Origin of the sequence: Helicobacter suis, assembly GCF_902196135.1 — a bacterium.
GTDB classification, from domain to species: domain Bacteria; phylum Campylobacterota; class Campylobacteria; order Campylobacterales; family Helicobacteraceae; genus Helicobacter; species Helicobacter suis_A.
Genome location: NZ_CABIKE010000007.1, coordinates 17,991 through 41,132 on the forward strand (window position 1 = coordinate 17,991; position 23,142 = coordinate 41,132).

At 40.0% G+C, this 23,142-nt stretch carries 21 protein-coding genes; 18 read left to right on the top strand and 3 right to left on the bottom strand.

Annotated elements, in window-relative coordinates; all coding sequences use genetic code 11:
- Positions 1-61 precede the first annotated feature (61 nt).
- From tig to G6Q06_RS05140, 6 genes are read left to right on the top strand one after another with little or no spacing between them, the layout of a single operon-like run.
- Complete coding sequence (gene tig, locus G6Q06_RS05115; protein ID WP_163532915.1) at positions 62-1,366, top strand: trigger factor; 1,305 nt, start codon at positions 62-64, stop codon at positions 1,364-1,366.
- Between the two features lie 2 nt (positions 1,367-1,368).
- Entirely contained in the window at positions 1,369-1,962 is a 594-nt protein-coding gene (clpP, locus tag G6Q06_RS05120) for an ATP-dependent Clp endopeptidase proteolytic subunit ClpP (RefSeq protein WP_064429811.1), read from the top strand.
- Entirely contained in the window at positions 1,962-2,477 is a 516-nt protein-coding gene (gene def, locus G6Q06_RS05125) for a peptide deformylase (RefSeq protein ID WP_205426611.1), read from the top strand. Before clpP ends, def begins: the two co-directional genes overlap by 1 nt.
- 44 nt (positions 2,478-2,521) lie before the next feature.
- Positions 2,522-4,003: a YifB family Mg chelatase-like AAA ATPase gene (locus tag G6Q06_RS05130; protein ID WP_205435905.1), complete on the top strand. Its 1,482-nt coding sequence runs from the start codon at positions 2,522-2,524 to the stop codon at positions 4,001-4,003.
- A gap of 16 nt (positions 4,004-4,019) precedes the next feature.
- Entirely contained in the window at positions 4,020-6,074 is a 2,055-nt protein-coding gene (locus tag G6Q06_RS05135; RefSeq protein ID WP_205435895.1) for a heavy metal translocating P-type ATPase, read from the top strand.
- A gap of 53 nt (positions 6,075-6,127) precedes the next feature.
- Positions 6,128-6,592: a DUF1104 domain-containing protein gene (locus G6Q06_RS05140; protein WP_163565915.1), complete on the top strand. Its 465-nt coding sequence runs from the start codon at positions 6,128-6,130 to the stop codon at positions 6,590-6,592.
- Here the strand turns inward: G6Q06_RS05140 and G6Q06_RS05145 are convergent, their stop codons facing one another.
- Positions 6,593-7,051, bottom strand: coding sequence for a Sua5/YciO/YrdC/YwlC family protein (locus G6Q06_RS05145; RefSeq protein WP_240329249.1), 459 nt, complete (start codon positions 7,049-7,051; stop codon positions 6,593-6,595).
- Between the two features lie 246 nt (positions 7,052-7,297).
- Here G6Q06_RS05145 and G6Q06_RS05150 point away from each other — a divergent pair, with 246 nt between their 5' ends.
- From G6Q06_RS05150 to gyrB, 5 genes are all read left to right on the top strand, one after another.
- Positions 7,298-9,187: a methyl-accepting chemotaxis protein gene (locus G6Q06_RS05150; protein ID WP_163565916.1), complete on the top strand. Its 1,890-nt coding sequence runs from the start codon at positions 7,298-7,300 to the stop codon at positions 9,185-9,187.
- Positions 9,188-9,634: 447 nt separating this feature from the next.
- A complete protein-coding gene (locus tag G6Q06_RS05155; protein ID WP_163565917.1) occupies positions 9,635-11,311 on the top strand; it encodes a methyl-accepting chemotaxis protein in 1,677 nt (558 codons plus the stop codon).
- A gap of 1 nt (position 11,312) precedes the next feature.
- The gene (gene ruvC, locus G6Q06_RS05160; RefSeq protein WP_205435897.1) at positions 11,313-11,780 is read left to right on the top strand and encodes a crossover junction endodeoxyribonuclease RuvC; all 468 of its coding nucleotides are present in this window, start codon (positions 11,313-11,315) and stop codon (positions 11,778-11,780) included.
- Positions 11,774-13,075, top strand: a complete 1,302-nt coding sequence (dnaA, locus tag G6Q06_RS05165) for a chromosomal replication initiator protein DnaA (protein ID WP_163565918.1) — start codon at positions 11,774-11,776, stop codon at positions 13,073-13,075. Before ruvC ends, dnaA begins: the two co-directional genes overlap by 7 nt.
- Before the next feature lie 60 nt (positions 13,076-13,135).
- A complete protein-coding gene (gyrB, locus tag G6Q06_RS05170; RefSeq protein WP_163565919.1) occupies positions 13,136-15,439 on the top strand; it encodes a DNA topoisomerase (ATP-hydrolyzing) subunit B in 2,304 nt (767 codons plus the stop codon).
- On the opposite strand, the gene ruvB is transcribed toward gyrB, so the two are convergent.
- Positions 15,436-16,443, bottom strand: coding sequence for a Holliday junction branch migration DNA helicase RuvB (ruvB, locus tag G6Q06_RS05175; protein ID WP_163565920.1), 1,008 nt, complete (start codon positions 16,441-16,443; stop codon positions 15,436-15,438). The two genes, gyrB and ruvB, sit on opposite strands and share 4 nt — an antisense overlap.
- Positions 16,443-17,246 (bottom strand): 3-methyl-2-oxobutanoate hydroxymethyltransferase, encoded by an 804-nt coding sequence (gene panB / locus G6Q06_RS05180; RefSeq protein WP_163565921.1) that lies wholly within the window; start codon positions 17,244-17,246, stop codon positions 16,443-16,445. The genes ruvB and panB overlap by 1 nt, the downstream gene beginning before the upstream one ends.
- Before the next feature lie 114 nt (positions 17,247-17,360).
- Between panB and G6Q06_RS05185 the strand changes: the two genes are divergently transcribed.
- Genes G6Q06_RS05185 through G6Q06_RS05215 form a run of 7 tightly spaced genes read left to right on the top strand, consistent with a single transcriptional unit; the run spans position 17,361 to position 23,142 of the window.
- Positions 17,361-18,068: a hypothetical protein gene (locus G6Q06_RS05185; protein WP_430666685.1), complete on the top strand. Its 708-nt coding sequence runs from the start codon at positions 17,361-17,363 to the stop codon at positions 18,066-18,068.
- A complete protein-coding gene (locus G6Q06_RS05190; RefSeq protein WP_240329251.1) occupies positions 18,043-18,732 on the top strand; it encodes an outer membrane beta-barrel protein in 690 nt (229 codons plus the stop codon). The genes G6Q06_RS05185 and G6Q06_RS05190 overlap by 26 nt, the downstream gene beginning before the upstream one ends.
- A gap of 11 nt (positions 18,733-18,743) precedes the next feature.
- Entirely contained in the window at positions 18,744-19,805 is a 1,062-nt protein-coding gene (locus G6Q06_RS05195; RefSeq protein ID WP_240329252.1) for an outer membrane beta-barrel protein, read from the top strand.
- A gap of 10 nt (positions 19,806-19,815) precedes the next feature.
- Positions 19,816-21,141 carry a M23 family metallopeptidase gene (locus G6Q06_RS05200; protein WP_163565922.1) on the top strand — a complete coding sequence of 442 codons (1,326 nt, stop codon included), beginning with the start codon at positions 19,816-19,818 and terminating at the stop codon, positions 21,139-21,141.
- Positions 21,142-21,156: 15 nt separating this feature from the next.
- Positions 21,157-21,765 (top strand): septum site-determining protein MinC, encoded by a 609-nt coding sequence (locus tag G6Q06_RS05205; protein WP_240329254.1) that lies wholly within the window; start codon positions 21,157-21,159, stop codon positions 21,763-21,765.
- The gene (lpxC, locus tag G6Q06_RS05210; protein WP_163535049.1) at positions 21,762-22,664 is read left to right on the top strand and encodes a UDP-3-O-acyl-N-acetylglucosamine deacetylase; all 903 of its coding nucleotides are present in this window, start codon (positions 21,762-21,764) and stop codon (positions 22,662-22,664) included. Before G6Q06_RS05205 ends, lpxC begins: the two co-directional genes overlap by 4 nt.
- A 52-nt stretch (positions 22,665-22,716) precedes the next feature.
- Entirely contained in the window at positions 22,717-23,142 is a 426-nt protein-coding gene (locus G6Q06_RS05215; RefSeq protein WP_240329256.1) for a hypothetical protein, read from the top strand.

Genomic DNA, 23,142 nt, shown 5'->3' on the forward strand with positions numbered 1-23,142 from the left:
ACCCACACTTAGGTAAAATAAGCGCCTAATTATACTTTAAAAATGGATATAGGGAGTTTGTATGGATTTAAAAACCAAAAGGCTAGATAGCGCCAATGCACGCGTGTATGCTAAGCCTTTAGTACAAGATTTTGAAAAAAAATCCCAAAGCATTGCCCAAAAGATCGCAAAAAACACCAAGCTAGACGGGTTTAGAAGAGGCAAAGTACCTTTAGACATCATCAAACAGCGCTATCAGGGGCATATTGAACAGGAGAGCCAAAAGGAAATATTAGATACGATTTTAAAAGAGGGGGCTAAGGCCCTTGAGATCACCAATCAAGATATAATTGGTAACCCCTCTGTGAGCAAGTTTGATAAACAGGAAGGGTATTTTGATATTGAAATTGAGATTGGTCTTAGACCCCAAATTGATCTAAGCGCTGTACTTGAATGTGTCCCTAGTTTTTCTTTAGATGCAATCCAAGAAAGCGCGGTTGAAGAGCGCCTAGAAATTTTAGCAAAGCAAAGGGCTAGCTTTTCAGACGCGCCGGCAGAAAAATCTGTAGCGCTAGGCGATGGGGTGATCTTTGATTTTGAAGGGTTATTAGATAACCAACCCTTTGAGGGCAACCGCGCGCAAAATTTTGCCCTTATTGTGGGTGAAAACCGCTTACTACCCAGTTTTGAAGAGCAACTAGTGGGCATGAAGGTGGGCGATGAAAAATACTTTTCTGTAACCTTTCCTAGCGATTATGCTAACACTAATCTAGCTGGAAAAGAAGTTTCTTTCCATGTCAAATTGCATAAAATCCAGCTTAGGAAAATCCCAGACATTGATGATGCGTTTATCAAGGCGGTTTTAAATCAAGAAAAAGAACCTACTTTAGACCTACTCAAACAGCGCATTAAAGATCAATTATTCTTAGAGGCAAAAACCAAACTCTATAACCAACAACTCAAGGAAACCTTGATTGATAAACTTGATGAGTCTCTTTCTTTTGATCTACCACAAACCATTGTAGAGCAAGAAATGGATTTAGCCTTGAATCAGGCTTTGCAGAGTATGTCTACTGAGCAGGTTAAAGAGTTACAAGAGGATTCTCAAAAATTGCAGGAAAAACGAGAAAGCTTTCGCCAACAGGCCAGACGCAGTGTTAAAGTAACTTTTATTGTAGATGCTCTAGCTAAACAAGAAAAGATTCAAGTTAGCGATAATGAAGTCTTCCAAACTATCTATTATGAGGCCATGATGACTAATCAAAATCCCCAACAGGTTTTAGAGTTTTACCGAAAAAATAACATGCTCCCAGCAGTTAAAATGGCGATGATTGAAGATCGCGTGTTAACCTTTTTATTAGATAAACAACTCCCTAAAGAAAGTTAGGCATGAATTATATTCCCTATGTTATTGAAAAAACAGGACGCGGTGAACGCAGTTATGATATTTATTCCCGTCTTTTAAAAGATCGCATTGTGTTATTAAGTGGCGAAATTAACGACGCGGTGGCCTCCACTATCGTAGCCCAGTTGCTTTTTTTAGAAGCTGAGGACCCTGAAAAAGATATTAATCTTTATATCAACTCCCCCGGCGGTTCTGTTACTAGTGGTCTAAGCATTTATGACACCATGAATTATATCCACCCGGATATTTGCACGATTTGTATCGGTCAAGCCGCCTCTATGGGGGCTTTTTTACTCAGTTGCGGCACTAAGGGCAAACGCTTTTCTTTGCCCCATGCACGCATCATGATCCACCAACCCCTAGGGGGCACAGAAGGCCAAGCCACCAATATCGCCATTTACACTAAAGAAATTTTGCGCTTAAAAAATACCCTCAATCAGATCATGGCAGAAAACACCGGCCAAACTCTTGAAAAAATTGAACAAGATAGCGATCGGGATTTTTTCATGAGTGCAGAGGACGCTAAAGAATACGGGCTTGTGGATGCGGTTTTAAGCAAGAGCACTAAGCAGGCATAATGGCTATTTTAGATCTTGTGCATTATCCGGATAAGCGCTTACGGGGTTTATCTACAGATGTAGAGGTGTTTGACACAGCTTTACACACCCTTTTAGAGGACATGCAAGAAACCATGCTAGCTAATAAGGGCATTGGTTTGGCTGCTATCCAAGTGGGGGTTGCAAAGCGTATTTTAATTATCAATTTACCCCGCCAAGATGAACAACAATACCCGGAGGATTGTTTAGAAATTATCAATCCCACTTTATTGCACGCAGAAGGCCAAATTCTTTGGAGAGAGGGGTGTTTATCTGTGCCGGAATTTTACGAGGAAATCCAGCGTTTTGCTCGCGTTAAACTAGCTTATTGTGATCGGTATGGAAACCCCCAAGAACTCCAAGCTAGCGATCTATTAAGTGTGGCTATCCAGCATGAAATAGATCATCTCAATGGAATTTTATTTGTGGATAGACTCTCTATGCTGAAGCGTAAAAAATTTGAAAAGGAGTTTAGAAAAAACTCCAAAAGCGCATAATGCCGCCCCCTGCTAGCACGGTTAACACTCTTTACTGTGCCACCATGCAGGCTACGGTAGCCCAGATCGTAGAAGTTGAGGCGACATTTACTAGAGCTCTTCCAGCCTTTGTTATTTCAGGTTTACCCAATAGCGCGATTCAAGAATCCAAACAAAGGGTACAATCTGCTCTCCAAAACAATGGCTTTAGTTTTCCTCCTCTTAAGATCACAATCAATCTCTCCCCAGCAGATTTACCCAAAAGTGGGAGTCATTTTGATCTGCCTATGGCTTTACTTGTAGCTTTACAAAAAAGACCTTTAGAAGGAAAATGGTTTGCCTTTGGAGAATTGGGCTTAGATGGCCGTGTTAAATACAACCAAGCTATTTTTCCCATGCTTTTAGACATCGCCATTAAAGAACCCCATGCCCATGTAATCGTGCCTAAATTAGGGCAAGAACTTTTTGCTCTGATCCCTAATTTACATTTCCATTATGTAGAAAATCTCCAAGAGGCTTTAGAGATCATTTTATACAACACCCCCGCTACACCTCAAAAAACCCAATTAGCCTTTGAATCTTTAGAACTTCAAGGGCAACGCTACTATTATATGCGCGATTTTGCACTAGATTTTAAAGATGTAAAAGGACAAGAACTGGCTAAAGAGGCCGCTCTTATTGCTGCTTCTGGAATGCATAATATTATTTTTGAGGGTAGTCCGGGTTGTGGTAAAAGCATGGTGGCTAAACGCATGCGCTATATTTTACCCCCTTCTACTCTTTCTGAAATGATTGAGGGGGTTAAACTGCGTATTTTAAGCCACCAAGATAGCGCCTATAGCCCGCTTAGAAGTTTTAGAAACCCCCACCAAAGCGCCTCCAAAGCTAGTATTTTAGGTTCTACGAATGCAAATTTGCCTAGACCCGGTGAAATCGCCCTAGCCCATAATGGCATTTTATTTTTTGATGAACTCCCCCATTTTAAAAGAGATGTTTTAGAGTCTTTGCGCGAGCCAATGGAGAATAATAAACTGGTGATCTCTAGGGTGCATAGTAAAATTGAATATAACACCTCGTTTTTATTTATAGGGGCGATGAATCCTTGCCCTTGTGGGAATTTAATGGATAAGAATAAAGTATGCCGTTGCCAAGAAAGAGAAATTATTGCCTATAAAAACCGCTTGAGTGAACCTTTTTTAGATCGCATTGATTTATTTGTCCAAATGGCTAGTTCAAGAGATGATATTAAAAGCAAAGTGAGTTCAGAAGCGCTACACCAACAAATGCTAGAAGCCTTTAAAATGCAAAAGATACGGGGGCAAAGCGAATTGAATGGAAAACTCCAAGAGAGTCAAATTGAAGAGTTTTGTTTATTAACACAGGAAGCACAGCACCTACTAGATCAAGCGATCTTGCGCTTTAATTTTTCAGAAAGAGCCGTGCATAAGAGCAAGAAAATAGCGCGCACCATTGCCGATTTACAAAGAAGCGAGATAATAGAAAAAGAACATGTGTTAAAGGCGCTGCATTTTAGAAAAGTGGCCTAAATCATATGGAGGAAGCATGCAAAAGTATTATTTTAAAGGGCTTGATTGTCCAGATTGTGCCAATAAATTAGAAGTAGAGTTAAACAAACAAAGCTACATCAAAGCCGCTCAGGTATCTTTTAACACGGGCACTTTGTACCTAGATACAAAGGATATTCAAAAGGCTTTAAAGCTCATTGAAGAATTAGAACCGGAGATGATTCTTTCTAATAAGCAAGATCAACCCTCTACAGATTCTTTAAGTATCTATCCAATTTTAAGCTCCATTGGGCTTTATCTAGTTGCCGTTATAGCCTTGCATTTTACACAAGTTGTTTTTGTGCGCTATTTAGCTTTTATAATTTTGGCTGGAGTGTATGCATTTGCTGGTAAAGATGTTTTTTTAGGGGCTCTTAGAGGTGTAAAAAATAAACGCTTTTTTGATGAAAATACCTTAATGTTAAGCGCTACCATTGCTGCCTTTTGTGTGGGGGCTTATGAAGAGTCGGTTTCTGTCATGGTGTTTTATGCAACCGGAGAGTTTTTACAAAAATTAGCGATCAACCGTTCTAAACGATCACTACAATCTCTATTAGATGTTGCGCCTAATTTTGCCTCCCTTAAACAAGGAGAAACTTTAGAGCAAGTGCGCCCGGAGGATTTAAAAATAGGCGATGTGGTGGTGGTTAAAGTGGGGGAGAAAATCCCTACAGATGGGGTTGTGCTTTTAGGAGAGAGCATGCTCGATCAAAAACCCTTAACCGGAGAGTCTTTGCCTGTAAATGTAAGAGAAAAAGATAAAGTGCTCGGGGGGAGTATTAATTTAAAAGCGGTATTAGAAATTGAGGTGAGTAAGGCTTATGCAGATTCTTCTATTGCTAAGATTGTAGACATGGTCTCTCATGCAGTCAGCCAGAAATCTCAGACCGAAAAACTCATTAGCGTTTTTGCCCGTTATTACACCCCCGCTGTCTTTTGCATTGCTTTAATGATTGCTTGTATTCCACCTCTTTTAGGGCATGGAAGTTTTGATGAGTGGATTTATCGCGGACTGATTGCTTTAATGGTGAGTTGTCCGTGTGCTTTAGTGATCTCTATTCCACTAGGCTATTTTGGGGGAGTGGGGGCGGCTAGTAAATGTGGGATTTTAATTAAAGATGTGCACACCTTAGAGACCCTCAATCAAGTTAAAAATATCGCCTTTGATAAAACCGGGACTCTAAGCAAGGGGGAGTTTAAAGTTATAAGAGTGGTGAGTGAACCTCCCTTTGCTCAAGAAGATGTGTTGCGTTTTGCTAGTTGCGCTCAGATTTTATCTACCCATCCTATCGCCCTTTCTATCCAAAAAGCCTATACAAGTGCTTGTAAACATAAAATTGAGGAGTATCAAGAAATCAGCGGTCTAGGTGTGCAGGCTAAATGCCATGCTAATTTAATCATCGCGGGTAATGATCAAATTTTGCATAAATACAATATCCCCCACACTTGTTGTAGTTTAGAGGGCACAATTGTACATGTCGCCTCTAATGGGGAATATATCGGTTATATCGTGCTAGCTGATACCCTCAAAGAGGACGCTAAAGAATCTTTAGAGCGCTTAAAAAAAGAAGGGATTAGTAACTTTTGTATTTTAAGTGGGGATAATGAGAGCACCACCAAAAACATGGCAAAGATTTTACAGTGTGATTATCAAGCCGGATTGTTGCCAGAACAAAAGGTCCAAGCCTTTAAATCTTTCCAGCAAAATAACAAGGGTAAAAGCGCTTTTATTGGAGATGGCATTAATGATGCGCCTACTTTGGCTTTAGCCGATGTGGGCATGGGTATGGGCAGTGCTAGTGAGATTAGTAAAGAAAGCGCAGATATTGTCATTACAAATAATGCGCTAAATTCTGTGGTGCAGGTTTTTAAAATCGCTAAGAAAACAAGACACATTGTATTAGAAAATATCATCTTTGCTTTGGGGGTGAAAGCGGCCTTTTTAATTTTAGGGGTTTTTGGGGAGGCGACTTTGTGGGAGGCTGTGTTTGGAGATGTGGGTGTTACGCTCATTGCCCTAGCTAATTCTATGCGCACGATGTGGGTTAAATAATGGTTAAATTTATTAAGTTAGAATACGCGCCTACTACATCATAAAGGATAGGAATGAAATTATTGCATGCTGTTGTTGTGTCTGGAGCGCTTTGTGTGGGTTTAAATGCCCAAACAATTGGCCTGAATGCTTTTCCACAATATCAACCTAAACCCGATCATGAAATGTTGGATCTAGCCGGTAAAGTGAGTGCAAAAAAGCTACTTGAGTATTTAACCGAAATGCGCATGCGCTATAATAAAATGAATGATCAGCAAAAGGCCGAATTTTTAAAACATTTCCAAGATACTTTGGCTAAAAATATTGCTAAGCTCAAACCTGCACAATTAAAAAAGAGGCTAGCAACAGTTAAAAAGGCCTTAGAAGAACGGGCACAAAAACTCGATCTTTTGAGAAAAGAAGTGGATGAGGAGTTTGAATACATTAGCTTTTGGCGAAAATCTCTAGATGCGGATAGATTTGAGCAAGATTTAAAAAAATACGGCTTTGTTCCCCCTGTTAAACCCGTTAAAGAATAATTAACGCAAACGCCTTTTACGCCTACGGCCTAACTTAATGATTTTTGAGGAGGGCTTTTGGGCTAACCCTCTGCTATCTTCAATAATAATATCTGCTAGTTGTTTGGCTATTTCTGCATTGTAGACTTGCGCGCTTAAATTAGCCGAAGTGCTAAAAAGGGGGCCTAGTTGCTCTAAAAATAATAAAACCTGTGGATCATAAACCACTCTAAAAGCCTTTGAACCTTGCGCACTTGGATAAACAAAGGTTGCTTTTAAGCGGCGCACTAGAGAGCGTGCATGGGAGGGCACGCGTTTAGGTAGGGCTTTTAGACTGGGTAGTGTTTGTAAAAGTGGCTTATTAGGTGGGCTTTTTTTCACGCGATTAAGTGTATCTGCGCTGTGGCTAAAAAACCCCACTGTGGTATCACTCTGGGCTAAAATCACCCCTACATCAAAATTAAAACTTTGCTCATCCATTATCATCCTTCTTTGACTTGAGTATTTCACCCCAGCGCTAAAAAATGCGTCTTTGCTAGCGCGAGATTTTGATGTGTAAAACGCGCTAATGCTCAAGGCATTCATTCCAAATACTAGCAAGGTTCATTAAATGAGCCCTCTTAGCTAAAAAATACTTCTGTTAATGTAAGGTAAGTTATGATAGTAACTTGCTATTAAATAACGATATGTGGGGTGTTAATGGGGTTTAAGGAAAAGATCTCTTGGATGCTGGTTGGTATTTTGATTGTTAGTTTTGTAACTTTTGCCATGTTTGTAGAACGATTTATGCGTAGGACTATGATGCATGATGCTGAAACTGCTCTATTTTCATTGGCTAAAGCCAATACAGATTGGGTTGCCTCTTGGGAACATAATATCTCTAGAATCTTTAATGTGGGTGCAAGATTTGTAGTTTTAAACTGGTCAGAAACAAACAATAATAAACAAACCCTTACTAAGGAATTAGATTATCTAACGGAAAGTTTAGGGGGTTTGCAAGCTTTTGTGGGGACAGAAAATGGCCAAATGTATACTAGCAGTGGTATGGGTCCCCCTCCAAAAGGATATGATCCTAGAGTGCGCTTTTGGTATCAACAAGCGCGTACACAGAGAAAAACGGTGCTTTCTAGAGTCTTTAAAGATGCCTATAGCGGTAGATTAGTGATTTCTTATAGCGCACCTTTAATTGTAAACTCAAAATTTATAGGTGCGTTAGGGGTGGATATTCCCATTGAATTTTTTCAAACCCATGCTAAACATTTGAGTAGTAAACAGGGTGAGGAATTGGAATTTATTGATGCCCATGGGCTTGTTCTTGGGTCTAGTGTGCTAAAAAGTGGTTCTAATATTGCAGATGAAAATTCCCCTCTTAAAAGCGTTGCTTCTAAAATTTTAAGTATCAAAGAGGGGATTTTGTATAGTTTCGGGGCAAAACACCAGGAAAGTTTTTTAATTGTGCACACTACGGTACCTGAGTATAACTGGAAAGCCATAGCCCGTATCCCTGTTTCAGTTGCGTTTAAAGATATTTCAAAATTGCGCCTACTCATGATTGTAATCTCTCTTTTAGGACTCTTTTTTACTTTGGGGATTATTCTTGTTTGGATTTATTATTTAATGCGCCCCTTAGATCACTTAAGACATTTAAGTTCTGATTTAATACTAGGCGATAGAGATTTAACCAAACGACTACCCTGTAAAAGCCAGAGTCAGCGAGATGACATTGTTATTATCACGCGTAATATTAACACCTTTATAGAGAATATGTGGCGAATCATCAGCCATTTTAAGAGTATAGTTGGTAGCCAAAGGGAGTTTTCTGCTACTTTGTATACAGAGATAAAAATGATGCAAGAGGGGGTTGATGAAATTGTAGGGGCGGTGCAAAAATCTACTGAGGTTAGTAAACATAGCGTAGAAGAGGCTTTAGATAATACAAAGAGGGCAAATAGCAATGTTGAAAGGTTAAATCAAGCAAGCACACAATTGGAAAAAATGATTGAAGAGATCAAAGATTTAGGTAAGCATGCAGAGCATAACGCCACGCAGAGTTTAGAATGCTCGCATAAACTAGAGGAAACAACAAAAAGTACCGATGATATTAAAAAGGTTTTAGTGATTATCAATGATATTGCCGATCAAACTAACTTACTTGCCCTCAATGCAGCAATTGAAGCCGCACGCGCGGGCGAGCATGGGCGCGGGTTTGCGGTGGTGGCTGATGAAGTCAGAAAGTTAGCCGAAAAAACCCAAAAAAGCCTGAGTGAAATTGATAGTGTCATTAATCAAGTGGTACAAAGTGTGGGTGATATTAATAAAAACTTAGGTGTTAATGCCCAAAATCTGCTAAAAACCTCTGAGCTAGTTTTTAAAATGCAAAGCAGTATCCAACAAAGTTCATCAGATGTTTTAGCAGTTGTAGCCGACATCCATGAAAACACCAAGCGCTTACAAATCATCATGCATGATAGCCAAGATGTTGACTCAGAAATTAAAAGGATTAGCGATCTAGCCAACGCGCAACTAAAAAATATTGAGAATGTGCAAAAGGCTAATGCATCTCTTGGAGATATTTGCTCAACTTTAGCGAATGAAATCAAACAAATTAAGGTGTGAGTTTTTAGCAAAGTGCGCAATGCTAAAGATATTGATCTTGTTTAAGTGGGTTTTTGAGTTAAACAATTAAGGCTATGATCTTTGCTAGCTTTGAGTGTGGGAGTGTATTTACCACCCGCACGCTAAAGCCCACAAGCTTTAGATGAAGCGATTAAGACGCATGCTAAAGGTTTTTATACTACAACTGCCAGAGTAAGGGCTCAACTCTAAAGAGTAGAGGCGCTAGATCGCCGCTAGCGCTAGCCTATGATCCTCTCAATCCACTAGCTTAAGCTATGGGGAGTATGTCAAGATTAATAAAACCCGCGCTTTGTTAGAATTTTTACTAAAAATGGCTTTGATAGTTTGTAATCTAGGCCAACCTTTTTACTTTTAGGCTATACACTAATAAATCGTGTTAGAATGGCGCGCGCATTATCTAAATCTTAAACTTGTTGGGGTTTTGTTATGAGTCTTGGAATTAAAATCGCCGGTATTATTTTTCTATCTTTTGTTATTCTAGGAAGCTCCATTATTTACATTGCCACCCGTGAACAAAATAATTTACTCTCCTCGATCTTAGAAAGCCAGAAGCGCGGCAATACAAAGCAACGCGAGCAAGATTTGCGCTACGCCACGCTTATAATAGAACAAGGTATAGCCGGTTTTTATGCTGCCCTTCCAAGAGAGCAAGCCCAAAAAAGGGCGCTTGAATTTTTTGGAAAAATCAATAACGATAAGGGCATGATTTATATGGTGGTTGTGGATAGAAATGGTATAGTGCTCTTTGATCCAGTCAATCCTAACACGGTGGGTAAGAGTGGTTTAGAACTCTCTAGCGTAGATGGGGTGCATTATGTGGAGGAGTATATCAAGAGGGCTAATGAGGGTGGGGGTTTTTCTTACTACCAAATGCCTAAATTTGCCGGTGGCACGCCAGAGCCCAAAGTAGCCTATAGCCATTATGATCCGGTAAGCCAAATGGTGATTGTCTCTACCACCTATTACAGCGATATTTTACATGCTTCAAGTAGAACCCGTAAAGAAGTAGAGGCTAGAGTTTTAAAGAATATCCACACTCTTGCTTACTGGATTGTAAGTATCGTGGTTGTTTTAATTATTTTGGCTTTCATTGTTATGCATTTTGCTGCGATTAAACGGCTTGAGACCTTAGTTGCAAGGGTGCATGATTTTAGCTCAGGTGATCGCGATCTAACCCGTCGTATCCGTATTACTAGGAATAATGATGAGATTAGTAAAATTGGCGAGGGGGTTAATCACTTTGTGCAGAATATCCAAGAATTTTTCAATGCGATTAAGTCTAATATCCGGGATAATACCGGTGTTGCTGAAAATTTAAACGCAAGTATTAGTAGCGCACTTGCTGGCATGGGTAAAAGAACCCAAATGATCACACAAATCAAAGATAAAAGTGTAGAAATTAGCACGGTGATGAGTAAGACCGTTGGTGAGGCTCAAGAAAGCCAAAAAAGTTTAGCAGAGGTACAAGACTCTATTAAAACTTCTAATACAGCCATTACCGATCTATTTGAACAGGTTACAGAAGCCTCCCATACAGAAGAAGAATTGGCTAGCAAAGTAGAACAACTCAGTAAAAACGCAGATAGTGTAAAAAGTATTTTGCATATCATTAATGATATTGCCGATCAAACTAATTTATTAGCCCTCAATGCCGCCATTGAAGCAGCTAGAGCGGGCGAACATGGGCGTGGGTTTGCGGTAGTGGCTGATGAAGTGAGAAATCTAGCCGCACGCACCCAAAAAAGTTTGGCTGAAATTAATTCAACGATCGGGGTAATTGTACAAGAAATTAATGATGTGAGTAATCAGATGAATTTAAATTCTAAAAAGATTGAGGAGTTAAGCGGGGTGAGTTTAGGCGTGCAAAAGCAGTTTGCTAGCATGAGTGAGAATTTAGCAAGCACGATAGAGCGCGTTAATGCCTCCATTGATGGTGTTGCTGGTACTAAAAAAGATGTTGATGGTATTTTGCATGATTTTGTTCTCATTGAGGAAATTAATGCAAAATCTGCTAAGGAGGCCACGCAAATTATAGAAATTACTAAGTTTTTAAGCGATGCCACCACCGATCTGAATAGTAAAATTATCCAATTTAAATCTTAAAATGATTTTAGGCATTGATCCGGGTAGTTCTAAATGCGGGTATGGGATTATTGAGGGGGATAAATTGGTAGGAGCGGGGTTTATTCATATTAAAGCTAAGCATTTACAAGCACAGATTTTAGAAGTAGTGGCCGGGTTTGAGCAGATTTTAAAAACCTATGCCATTTCTGAGGTAGCCATGGAGGATATTTTTTATGCCTATAACCCTAAGACCGTGCTTAAACTAGCGCAATTTAGAGGGGCTTTAGGCTTAAAGATTTTACAAGAGATGGGGCATTTTAGCGAATACACGCCCTTGCAGGTTAAAAAGGCTATCACCGGACATGGAAAAGCTAGCAAAGAACAAGTAGCCTTCATGGTTAAAAAAATCTTAGGGATTAAGAGCGCTATTAAACCCTTAGACATTACCGATGCGATCGCTATTGCTCTTACCCACGCCCAGCAAAACAAAAGCCCCTTTCCATGTTAGAAGCCATTTTAGAAACGCTTAAAGCAGATTTAAGCGAGTTTGAATTTAAAACCTATGTAGAAATTTTGCGTTTTGATCAAAAGGCTTCTAGGGCTGATTGTTTTGTGTTTTACGCCCCTAATATTTGGGTGTGTAATTACATCAAAACCCGTTATAGCGCGCTTTTGGAAAACGCCATAGGGGCTTATAAAGGTTATCCTGTAAGTGTAGAGGTACTCCCAAGAGAGCAACAAATAAAAAATCCTCCTTTAAAACCTTTATGCCAAGCCCACCAAAACCCCTCTCTTAACCCTGCTTTTACCTTTGATACTTTAGTGGTGGGGAGTTGCAACCATTTAGCCATTAAAGTAGCCTCGCAAGTGGCACAAAATAGCGGATCGTATAACCCGGTGCTTTTCTTTGGCGGGGTGGGTTTGGGTAAAACACATATTTTAAATGCCATTGGCAATAAAGCCTGCGATCGCCTCCAAGATGTGCTGTATGTTACAGCCGAACAATTTTTAAACGACTATGTTTTTAGACTGGGCAATCACAGCATGGATAAATTCCAAGATAAATACCGCACGCGTGATTATTTGCTAATTGATGATGTGCAATTTTTTGGCGGTAAGGAGATGGTACAAGAAGAATTTTTCCACACTTTTAACGCTTTGCATAGTCAAGGTAGCCAGATTGTGATGACTTCAGATAAACCCCCTAGAGATATTAAAGGTTTAGCTGATAGATTACTCTCGCGCTTTGAAATGGGCATGATTGCTAGTATCCAACCTCCCAAGCTAGAAACTAAAATTGCTATTATCAATCAAAAATGCCAGTTTAACCATATCCGCATGGACGCGCCGGTGGTGGAGTATTTAGCTAGCCACACGAATGAAAATATCCGCCAAATTGAAGGCGCGCTTTTGCGTCTTAATGCAACTGCTATGCTTACAGGTGTTCAAATTGATCTCTCTTTAGTAGAAGCGGTTTTAAAAGATACGATTAAAGAGTCTTTACAAGAAGTGAGTTTAGAGCAAATTTTAAGAGTGGTGGCAAAAACTCTTAATTTAAAACCCTCAGATATCCGCAATAATTATCGCAACAGACAAGTCGCGCTAGCCCGCAAACTCATCATTTATTTAGCCCGTATTCTTACCAATGCCTCCACCACTGCTTTAGCCCAATTTTTAGGCATGAAAGATCATAGCGGGGTGAGCAAGGCAAATAAAACCGTTACAAAATGCATGCTAGAGGATAAACACACCAAACTACTCATAGAGGAGATGCGCGCTAAAATTTTATCCCATGTAGATTGAAGCGTTTTCATAGTATAATCCCCCCACACGGCATACATTAAATCTAGAAAAAGGGTAGCGATGCAACCATACATGGGCGATAAAATTAAAGTATTGAAAGGTTTAGAGGGGGTGCGCAAACGCCCGGGCATGTATATTGGGGATACTAATATTAATGGCTTGCACCATATGGTTTATGAAGTGGTGGATAACTCCATTGATGAAAGCATGGCGGGTTTTTGCACAGATATTAAAATTACCTTAAGCCAGTATGGATCGTGCATTGTAGAGGATAATGGGCGGGGTATTCCGGTAGATATTCACCCTACAGAGGGCATTGCCGCAGCTACGGTGGTGTTAACTACTTTGCATGCGGGGGGAAAATTTGATAAGGAAAGTTATAAAGTTTCAGGAGGGCTGCATGGGGTTGGAGTAAGCGTGGTTAATGCGCTTTCTAAAAGGCTATTAATGACTATAAAGCGGGAGGGTAAAATTTATACACAAGAATTTGCTAAGGGCATTCCATTAGACACACTTAAGCAAACAGGAACAACCAAACAAAGGGGAACTTGTATTGAATTTTTCCCCGATGAGAGCATTATGGAAGTGGTGGTTTTTGATCCTGCAATTCTTAAAAAGCGCTTTAAAGAAATGGCCTATCTTAACCACAATGTAACCATCACCTTTTGCGATCAACCCAATAATATAGAGGAAGTTTATCATTATGAGGAGGGGCTTAAACAATTCATTTTAGACACTAATAAAGCCCCTTTACTCTCTGATGTGATTACCTTTAGCGGGCAGGCTGAGGATATGGAAGTAGAGGTGGCTTTGGCCTATAATGAGGGTTATTCTGAGCAAATGTTTAGCTTTGTAAATAATATCCGCACACCAGAGGGAGGCACGCATGAAGCCGGTTTTAGAATGGGCTTGAGTCGCGCGGTTTTAAATTATATCCAGCAAAATGCTAGCGCACGGGAGAAAGAGGCAGGGGTGATTCAAGAGGATATTAAAGAGGGTTTGGTGGCGGTGGTCTCAACTAAGATTTTAGAACCCCAGTTTGAAGGGCAAACTAAGGCTAAGCTAGGGAGTTCTTTTGTACGCCCCATTGTGGCTAAACTTGTTTATGAAAGAATGGCGCAATTTTTTGAGGAAAATCCTAGTGTGGCTAGAGCAATCATGCAAAAGGCGTTACTGGCTGCTAAGGGGCGTGAAGCGGCTAAAAAGGCTAGAGAACTCACCCGCAAAAAAGATAATTTAAGTGTGGGGACTTTGCCGGGGAAATTAGCAGATTGTCAAAGTAAAGACCCTAAAGAATCAGAGATTTATTTAGTAGAGGGGGATAGTGCGGGTGGATCGGCCAAACAAGGCAGAGATCGCACCTATCAAGCAATTTTACCCTTGCGGGGTAAAATTTTGAATGTAGAAAAATCCCATTTAAGCAAGATTTTAAAATCTGAGGAAATTAAAAATATGATTACAGCCTTTGGGTGTGGGGTGGGGGAGGAATTTAATCTTGAAAAACTGCGCTACCATAAAATCATTATCATGACGGATGCTGATGTAGATGGTAGCCATATCCAAACCCTTTTAATGACTTTTTTTTACCGCTATTTAAAACCTTTGATTGCTAATGGCCATGTCTACATCGCCCAACCTCCCCTTTATCGCTTTAAGAAAAAGAAGATTGAAAAATACCTCAAAGATGAAAAAGAGCTTAACCATTTTCTCATTGAACATGGCATTGATAGCGCGCAAATTGAGGGCATAGGCCGTAGCGATCTATTAGCATTACTTAAAACTCTAAGCGCCTATAGATTTGTGTTAAAAGAATTAGAAAAACGCCCCCTTATGCCGGAGGTGTTGCGCTATTTAGTTGAATCCCCCCAAAAACCTTCTTTAGAGGTTTTGGCTACAAAAATCCATGATCTTTTAGAAAAAATCCATTGCCATGTTTTAAGCCAGCAGATTTTAGATCAAAGTTTACATTTCTTTGTGCAAACTAAAACAGGTTTAGTAGAGCTCTTAATAGATGAGGCTTTATTTAGCGATCCTTTATTCTTAGAGGCTAAAGCCCTTGTGCAAAAAATCCAAGAATTTGACTTGAGTTGTCTGAATATGGACGCGCTAGATTTTCTAGAAAGCATTGAAGAGCGGGCTAAACAGGGGGCTTATATCCAGCGTTATAAAGGTTTGGGCGAAATGAATCCCGAGCAGCTTTGGGAAACAACAATGTCTGCACAAAACCGCAATTTATTACGGGTATCTTTAGAAGATGAGCAAAGCGCGCATGAAGCCTTTAATTTACTCATGGGCGATGAGGTAGAACCACGACGCGATTATATCCAAGCCCACGCTAGAGATGTCAAACACCTAGATATTTAAGAAAAAAGAGAAGTCCGGGGGGGTCTTAGCTTCAAAATTTCATAAGTTTTAGGGGTGGCGATGCGCCCTTTAGCGGTGCGCTCCAAATAGCCATTAGCCAATAAAAAAGGCTCAACCACTTCCTCAAGAGTACTTTCATCCTCATGCATGCTAGCAGCTAGAGTGCTTAAACCTAAGGGTCTATTCTTTGCATTGGCTAGTAACTCAAGGTAGCGCAAATCTAGAGTATCTAAACCGTAGGCATTTACACCCAAAGCCTCTAGGGCAAGCTGGGTAGTGGCTAGATCAATGCTATCTTTACCTGCACTATCTGCAAAATCGCGTACGCGTCTAAGTAAGCGCAAGGCAATACGAGGCGTACCTCTACAACGGCTAGCAATCTCTAAGCTTGCTTTTGGCTCAATGGGTTTATGTAATTTTAGGCTTGCTTGGGTGGTGATGGTGCTTAGTTCTGCTATGCTATAAAATTCTAATCTAAAATGCATGCCAAAGCGATCGCGTAAAGGGTTACTCAGCATTCCAGCGCGGGTTGTAGCCCCGATTAAAGTAAAGGGAGCTAGATCGATTTTTATAGTCTGTGCGGCTGCTTTTGAGCCAATGATAATATCAAGCCTAAAATCCTCCATTGCCGGATACAAGACTTCTTCAATAGCCGGGCTAAGCCGGTGGATTTCATCAATAAACAGAATTTCTTTGGGTTTGAGATTGGTTAAAATCGCGGCTAGATCGCCGGTTTTTTCAATCATAGGGGCTGTTGTAACTTTAATAGGCGTGTTGAGTTCTTTAGCGATGATATAGCTTAAAGTCGTTTTACCTAAACCCGGTGGGCCAAAAAATAAAATATGATCAAGAGTATCGCCGCGCTTTTTAGTTGCCATAATAGAAACTTGCAAGAGTTTTTTAAGGGGTTCTTGGCCTATGTATTCCTCCCATAAACTAGGCCGTAAACTGGTGTTTTCTTGCTCCTCAAACTCCAATTCTTCTAAATGCACCACGCGCTGCACTAATAACTTTCCTCTGGGCTAGGAAAATTCCCCGTTTGTACATCTCTTACATAGTTTTTAATAGCCTCTTGTACAAGTGTAGCGCCTTCTAAGTAACTACGCACAAATTTAGGCTTAAAGGCTGTAAAAAACCCCAGCATGTCGCTAAAGACTAAAATTTGTCCATCGCAGTGTACCCCGCTACCTATGCCAATCGTGGGGATTTTAAGGGTGTTTGTAATTTTTTGCGCCACATTAGCCACCACTCCCTCTAAAACAATTAAACGCGCCCCTGCCTCCTCTATAGCTAGTGCGTCCTCTAAAACCTGCTGTGCACTCTGTGCTGTTTTACCTACAATCTTATATCCCCCCACACCGCGTACAGATTGAGGCGTAAGCCCAACATGCCCAACTACTGCTAATCCTTCCTCCACTAAAGCTTTTACAACCCTTGCGCGCTGCATCCCTCCTTCAAGTTTGATCGCATCGGCTAAGCTATGCTTATAAAACCGCAGGGCATTTTTCAGAGCATGTTTTGCATTTATATAACTCCCATAGGGCATATCTGCCACTACAAAGGCGCGTTTAACTCCCCGACACACAGCTTTTGTGTGATAAAGCATTGCATCCATGCGTGCGCTTAAAGTATCACCTTGCCCATTAAAACTCATATTCAAACTATCGCCTACTAAAATGAGATCTACTAAAGGATCAAAAAGAGAAGCAAAGAGCGCATCGTAGGCGGTGATGGCGCTAATTTTAGTGGGCGCTCCCTCTTTAGGGTGTTTTTTTAAGTACAAGTAATCAAGCGTGATCTTTTTCATTTTGGAGGGCCTAGTTTTTGGTCAGATTTTACCTTTAAAATGCTATGATAGCCCTGAAAACACGGGTTTTAAATCTATAGAAATATTGAAGTATCTTTAGGTGTCGTTGGAGTACTGGGTTTGAAAGCGATTTATTGGGCTTTGTGCCCTTTTTTGTTTTTATGTTGGTTATGGGGTGCAGAGATTATAGATTATGAACATTTAGACCCCAAGTATTATAAATACATTAAATTCTATGGAGCAACCACTGATCAAGAGATCAAGCGGCTTGTCATGGACATTAATGATGCAGAAAAAAAGACGGGTTTAATCATCGGGCTTAGCACGGGTTTTTTCTACAACAACCAAATTAGACTAAGCACAGGCAGTAAAAGTATTATCAGTAATAGTTTAAATTACTTATGGGCTATTGGGGTGCGTTTTGGTTATCAAACCTACCGCCCCTCTTTATTTGCTAAAACCATGCGCCCTAATATCGTTGGGAGGCGAATCTATATCCAATACATCGGGGCAATTCCTAAACAAGCGAGTATCGGGCGGGTGGGTTATCAAAGCGCGATGATCAATGCAGATTTAATGATTGATCCGGTGTTGCCTTTAGTGGGGCGGTATTTGTCTATGGGTTTTTTAATCGGCGTGGGAGTGGGGGTGGTTACTCAGGGGGTTAGCACGAACTCTTTTTTTGGCATGATGGCTAGTACTGGGATTGCCTTTACTATCTTTGGGCATAACCGCGTGGAATTAGATTTTAAATTACTGGCTAATAAAGATGTTTCTTGGTGGGGGGGGATTGTCAATGTGGGGTATCAATATGTTTTCTAAATCCCCCCTTCTTCTTATTTTATGCGTGTGTTTAAATCTTAATGCAGATAACAACACAGATTTAGCGCGTAAAAAATTCAAAATTTACATGCTAAGAGGCCAGCTTTATGAGACCAAACAGGCCATGCTGGATCAAAAAATGGCTAAAAAGAAAAGTGGCGCGTTTATAGGATTTGTACTAGCAGAGGTAAGTTTAAAGGTTAATGGAATCACTAATCAAAGTTTCCCGCTTATCTATGGCCTTAAACTGGGTTATCAAAAATATTTAGGGCATAGCGAGGTGGGGGGTTTGCGCTTTTATGGCGAATATTTAGGAGGGGTGGCTAGGAGTGTACTACAACCCTCTCAGAGTAGTTTTTATCAGATAGCTAGCATGAATGTAGATTTAGTGATGGATAAACCCATAGATGCCGGTAAAAAATACGCTCTGGGTGTTTTTGGAGGTCTTGGGGTGGGCTGGAATGGGTATAAAGATTATCCTAAGGCAACTAATAACCCGAATGGATTTGGGGTTATTGTCAATTTAGGGGTTGCCTTAACACTAAATACCAGACACCGCATAGAATTAGCCCTTAAAATCCCCCCTGTTAAATATAGCCATGCATTTTCCTACACTTTTGCAAGTGGGAATATCTACTACATTAGCTATAACTTATTGCTCTAAGGGATTATGAAATGAGAATTTTTTTAAGCGTACTTGTGCTTTTAAAAATGCAGGCTAATCCCTTGCCAGTGTTACAAGATACCAATTCAGATGTGATCTTTAAAACCACTCCCAACACCGATTCAAACCATGTTAACCCCACTCCTTTAAAACAAACGCCCCAAGAAATCCAAAAAGAAGCCACACAAAAAACAAACCAAGAGGCTGAACAAAGATCACAAGAGGCTAAAAGGTTAGATGCACAGATTAAAACCTTGCAAGAACAGATTCAAAACCAAGTAGAGCAAACAAAACCTTCTTTACAGCAAAAACGATCTAAAATGAGCCAGCGTACTCAAAAAAAGAAAGCCATGAATTACAAAATTAGCAAGCAAAAGAGCGGTTTTTTCTTAGGAGGCGGGTATGGGTTTGGGATGATCCATGAATCTTATAATAGCCAGCAGGCCAATAGCACTAGTTTAGGGATTGCGCAAAATCAGGAGATTTTCACAACTTTGCCAAATCTGAGTAGCGCGGCTAATATGGCCAATTTAGAATTAGGTTACCAGCAGTATTTTAACCCCTATTTTGGCTCGCGTGTTTATGGGGATTTACTCTTTATTCCCGGTTTTGCTAGCTTTAATCAACTCAATAACACCTCTTCTAAAAATCTAGGCTCTTTCTTTTATGCTTTAGGGTCATTGGACATGGATCTTTTATTTGACGCCCCGCTAGAGCGGCAGAAAAAACATTTTTTAGGTTTATATGCGGGGTTTGGGGTGGGGCTAATGGTGTTAAGAGATCAAAGTAGCAAAGCTTTTAGAGGGATATTAGCCAATGGATATACTAGCCCTAATGCGCTATGGAAAATGTTAGCACAAGTAGATTATACGGTTAATTTAGGGATAGCCTTTACTTATAATCGCAACCTGCGCTTTGAGGTGGGGACTAAAATCCCTTTAACTTATTTACGGCTAGGCTTTGAAACTCCCGCAACCTATAAAAGTAGCACAAATAGCCAAACACTTATTAGCCAAGATACAGGCTTTAAGCGCAGTACTTTACTGGTGATGAATGTGCTTTATGTCTTTTGAGGAGATTTGAATGTGGCGTTTTATGCTTGTTTTATTGCTGGTAGTGGCGGGGTATTTGGGTTATAATTACAGCATCACTAAAAAAAATGCCATTGATATTGCCCTTTCTATGAAAGTGGTGGGCACTAAGTACACTATTAATAATCCCACCCACTGGAATCTCAAACATAGCATGCAAGTTACGCTACAATCCCCCGTTAAAATCCGCTCCTACCATGTTAAAACCACAACTAGCGATCACTTAGTGGTGTATGAAAAAAACCAAATCGTCTTAGATGAACCCACAATTTTTAGCTTTGAATTACCCAAACCCACTATCCAGCTTAGCGATCAAACTTTATTGCACTATGAAATCAGTGTGAGAGATTGGAGTTATGCTAACTTTTTTAGTGGCAACACCAGCACTAAAAAATTTGATCTCATTTTAGACACCACGCCCCCTAAAATCCAAACTATCGCCCAATCAAGCAGTATTACTTATGGCGGGAGTGCTTTAGTGGTGTTTAAAGTCATAGAAGACAATTTAGATCGAATCTGGCTGAATAATGGGTATGAGGATTTTCAAGCCTTTTCTTTTCTCAAAGATGGTTATTACATCGTTATTTTGCCATGGTCTATGCGCCACCGCAGTTTTAACGCCCAAATTTTAGCAAGGGATAAAGCCTACAACCTCACAACTTTACCTCTAAAATTTATGAAAAACACTAAAATTCGCTACCCAAAATACACCTCCGATCTGAGTAAGCAATATCCAGATGAACAAAGCGCCTTAAAAAATTTTAACCTTAATTCTGATCGCCTCAATGCCCGCTCAAGTATCAAACAAACCATTAAAGATGATTTGAATAATACTTCTGTTTATAGACCAATGGTGTTTGAGCCTTTTAAACCACTGGGGAATAAATTCCGTGTTCTCTCTCTTTTTGGTGCTAAAAGAACTTATACATTCAAAGGTAAGCCAATCGGACAATCCATGCACATGGGAATAGATCTCTTTGGCAGACACTCTAAAGTGTTGGCTAGCAATACCGGACGCGTCATTTTAGAAGAAGAAATAGAAGGTTATGGTAAAAGTGCTTTGATCTCTTATGGTCTGGGTGTTTATGCTTTGTATGGGAGTTTGTCTGAATTATTGGCTAAAAAGGGAGATGTTGTAGAATCAAGCAGTGTTTTAGGTCTAAGTGGTAAAAATAAAACGGGTAGATTTGACCATGTGCATTTTGATTTGTTAATACAAGGAGTCTCTGTTTATCCTAATGAGTGGATGAATCCTAGTTTTATAGGGAGTTTAAATGATGTGATCAAAGAGGCGCAATATAAGATCGAGTCTAAATGATTGAAAGGAGAGTGCGTGTTAAGGACCAGACAAAAACAAGTCCGTTGCTTTGAATTAGATATTGCCAATAGCCAGCAATATTTGAGTTTTATCCATAAAAATGCCCCACTTTTACAGGATTATTTAATTCTGTTTAAAGAACCTATCCCTCCTGATGTACAAGAAATGCTACGAAAATACCAGCTAGCCTATAGTTTTAGTACCAAAGAGCTCAAGGGCAAGGCTAGCGATCAAGTGGTGGTGTATGAGGCTTTGGAGTTAAAAGAGCAAAAAGAGACAAAGCCTTTAAAACCCTCTTTAGAAGAAGATCACCATGTCCAGATTTTTGAAAGACATATTAGAAGTGGCGAGGAGATTGATAGTTATTCTAGTCTAGTTTTCTTAGGCAATGTCAATAACGGGGCTAAAATCCATTCTGAACAAAACATTAGCATTTATGGGCGATGTGAGGGGATCGTCATTTGCATGGGAATTTACATGGTTCTTAAAAATGTCTATTCCTCACACATCGCCTTTCAAGGGCAAATTCTAGATACAGCCCAACTAGCGCGCATTAATGAGAATAACAAATTAAAATTGATTACTAGAGTCGACGATACTATTAGCATAAAGGATATTGCATGAAAGAAAGAACAATTGCAAGAAGTGTAGAATTAGTTGGAATTGGTTTACATAAAGGTGTACCGGTTAAAATGGTTTTAGAACCCATGCAGGCAGGCAGTGGGATTATCTTTAGCCGCTCAGATTTAAAAATAGATATTCCCTTAAACCACAATAATGTAATAGACACCACAATGGCCACAACGCTAGGCTCTGTTTCAAATCCCCAAGTTAGAATTTCTACCGTAGAACATTTGCTTTCAGCGATTAATGCCTACGGGATAGATAATTTAAAAATTTCTGTTGATAATGAGGAAATCCCCATTATGGATGGTTCTGCCCTTGCCCATTGCATGCTATTAGACGAGGCGGGCATTATGGAGCTAGATACACCTAGGGCGTTTATGCGTATCACTCAAGAGGTAAAAGTACAAGAGGGGCCTAAGTTTGCTAAGATTAGCCCAAGCCCCACTCTTTCCTTTGATTTTAAGATTTCCTTTGCCCACCCGGCTATTAATGAGCAGCATTATTATTTCCCTTTCTCCAAACACGCCTACAGAGAACAAATTGCTAAGGCTAGAACTTTTGGCTTTTTACAAGAGGTGAATTATTTGCGATCCAAGGGTTTGGCTAAGGGGGGGAATTTGAATAATTGTATCGTGCTAGATGAACATGGCATTGTTAACAAAGAGGGGTTACGCTATGAAGAGGAATTTGTACGCCATAAAATCTTAGATGCGATGGGGGATTTGGTGTTTTTAGGCATGCCTATGATAGGGGCTTACCAATCTTGTATGGGTAGCCATAAACTCAATGCAAAATTAGTCCATGAGGTGCTTGCTAAAAAAGCCTATGAAGTGATCTATTTAGAACCCAAGCCAAGTGTAGAACCTGTTGCAGAAATGGTGCTAGCCTATCATTAGTACAACTCATAGGTGTTTTATCCTTGTTTTATCTTTGCAAAGCCCTGTTCATGTGGGTGTTTACAACTCAGATTATCGTTTGATTCATGTTTTTAGTGAATCTAGACCAACTAATTTTGCTTTGAGTGAAATTTTTGAGGCGCTACTTGAATGGATCAAAGAGCGCTGTTATCAGATACAAGCTTTATACTACGCTAGAGGTCCGGGGAGTTTCATGGCCATGAAACTTACCCATGTTTTCATGCACACATGGGCGCTTTTAAACCCTGTACCCCTCTACTCAACTTTAGGTTTTGTATTTAACCAACAAGCACCGATTAAGGCCTTTGGGAAAATGTATTATGTTTTATCCCAAGAGCAAGTTACATTGTGCGCTTTAGAGTCTGTATTAGAAATCCCCATGTCCTTACCCCCTGTACTTGATTCTGCTGCATTTTGTACTAATAACCAACCTCTCTATCTTTTACCTCCTGTTTAA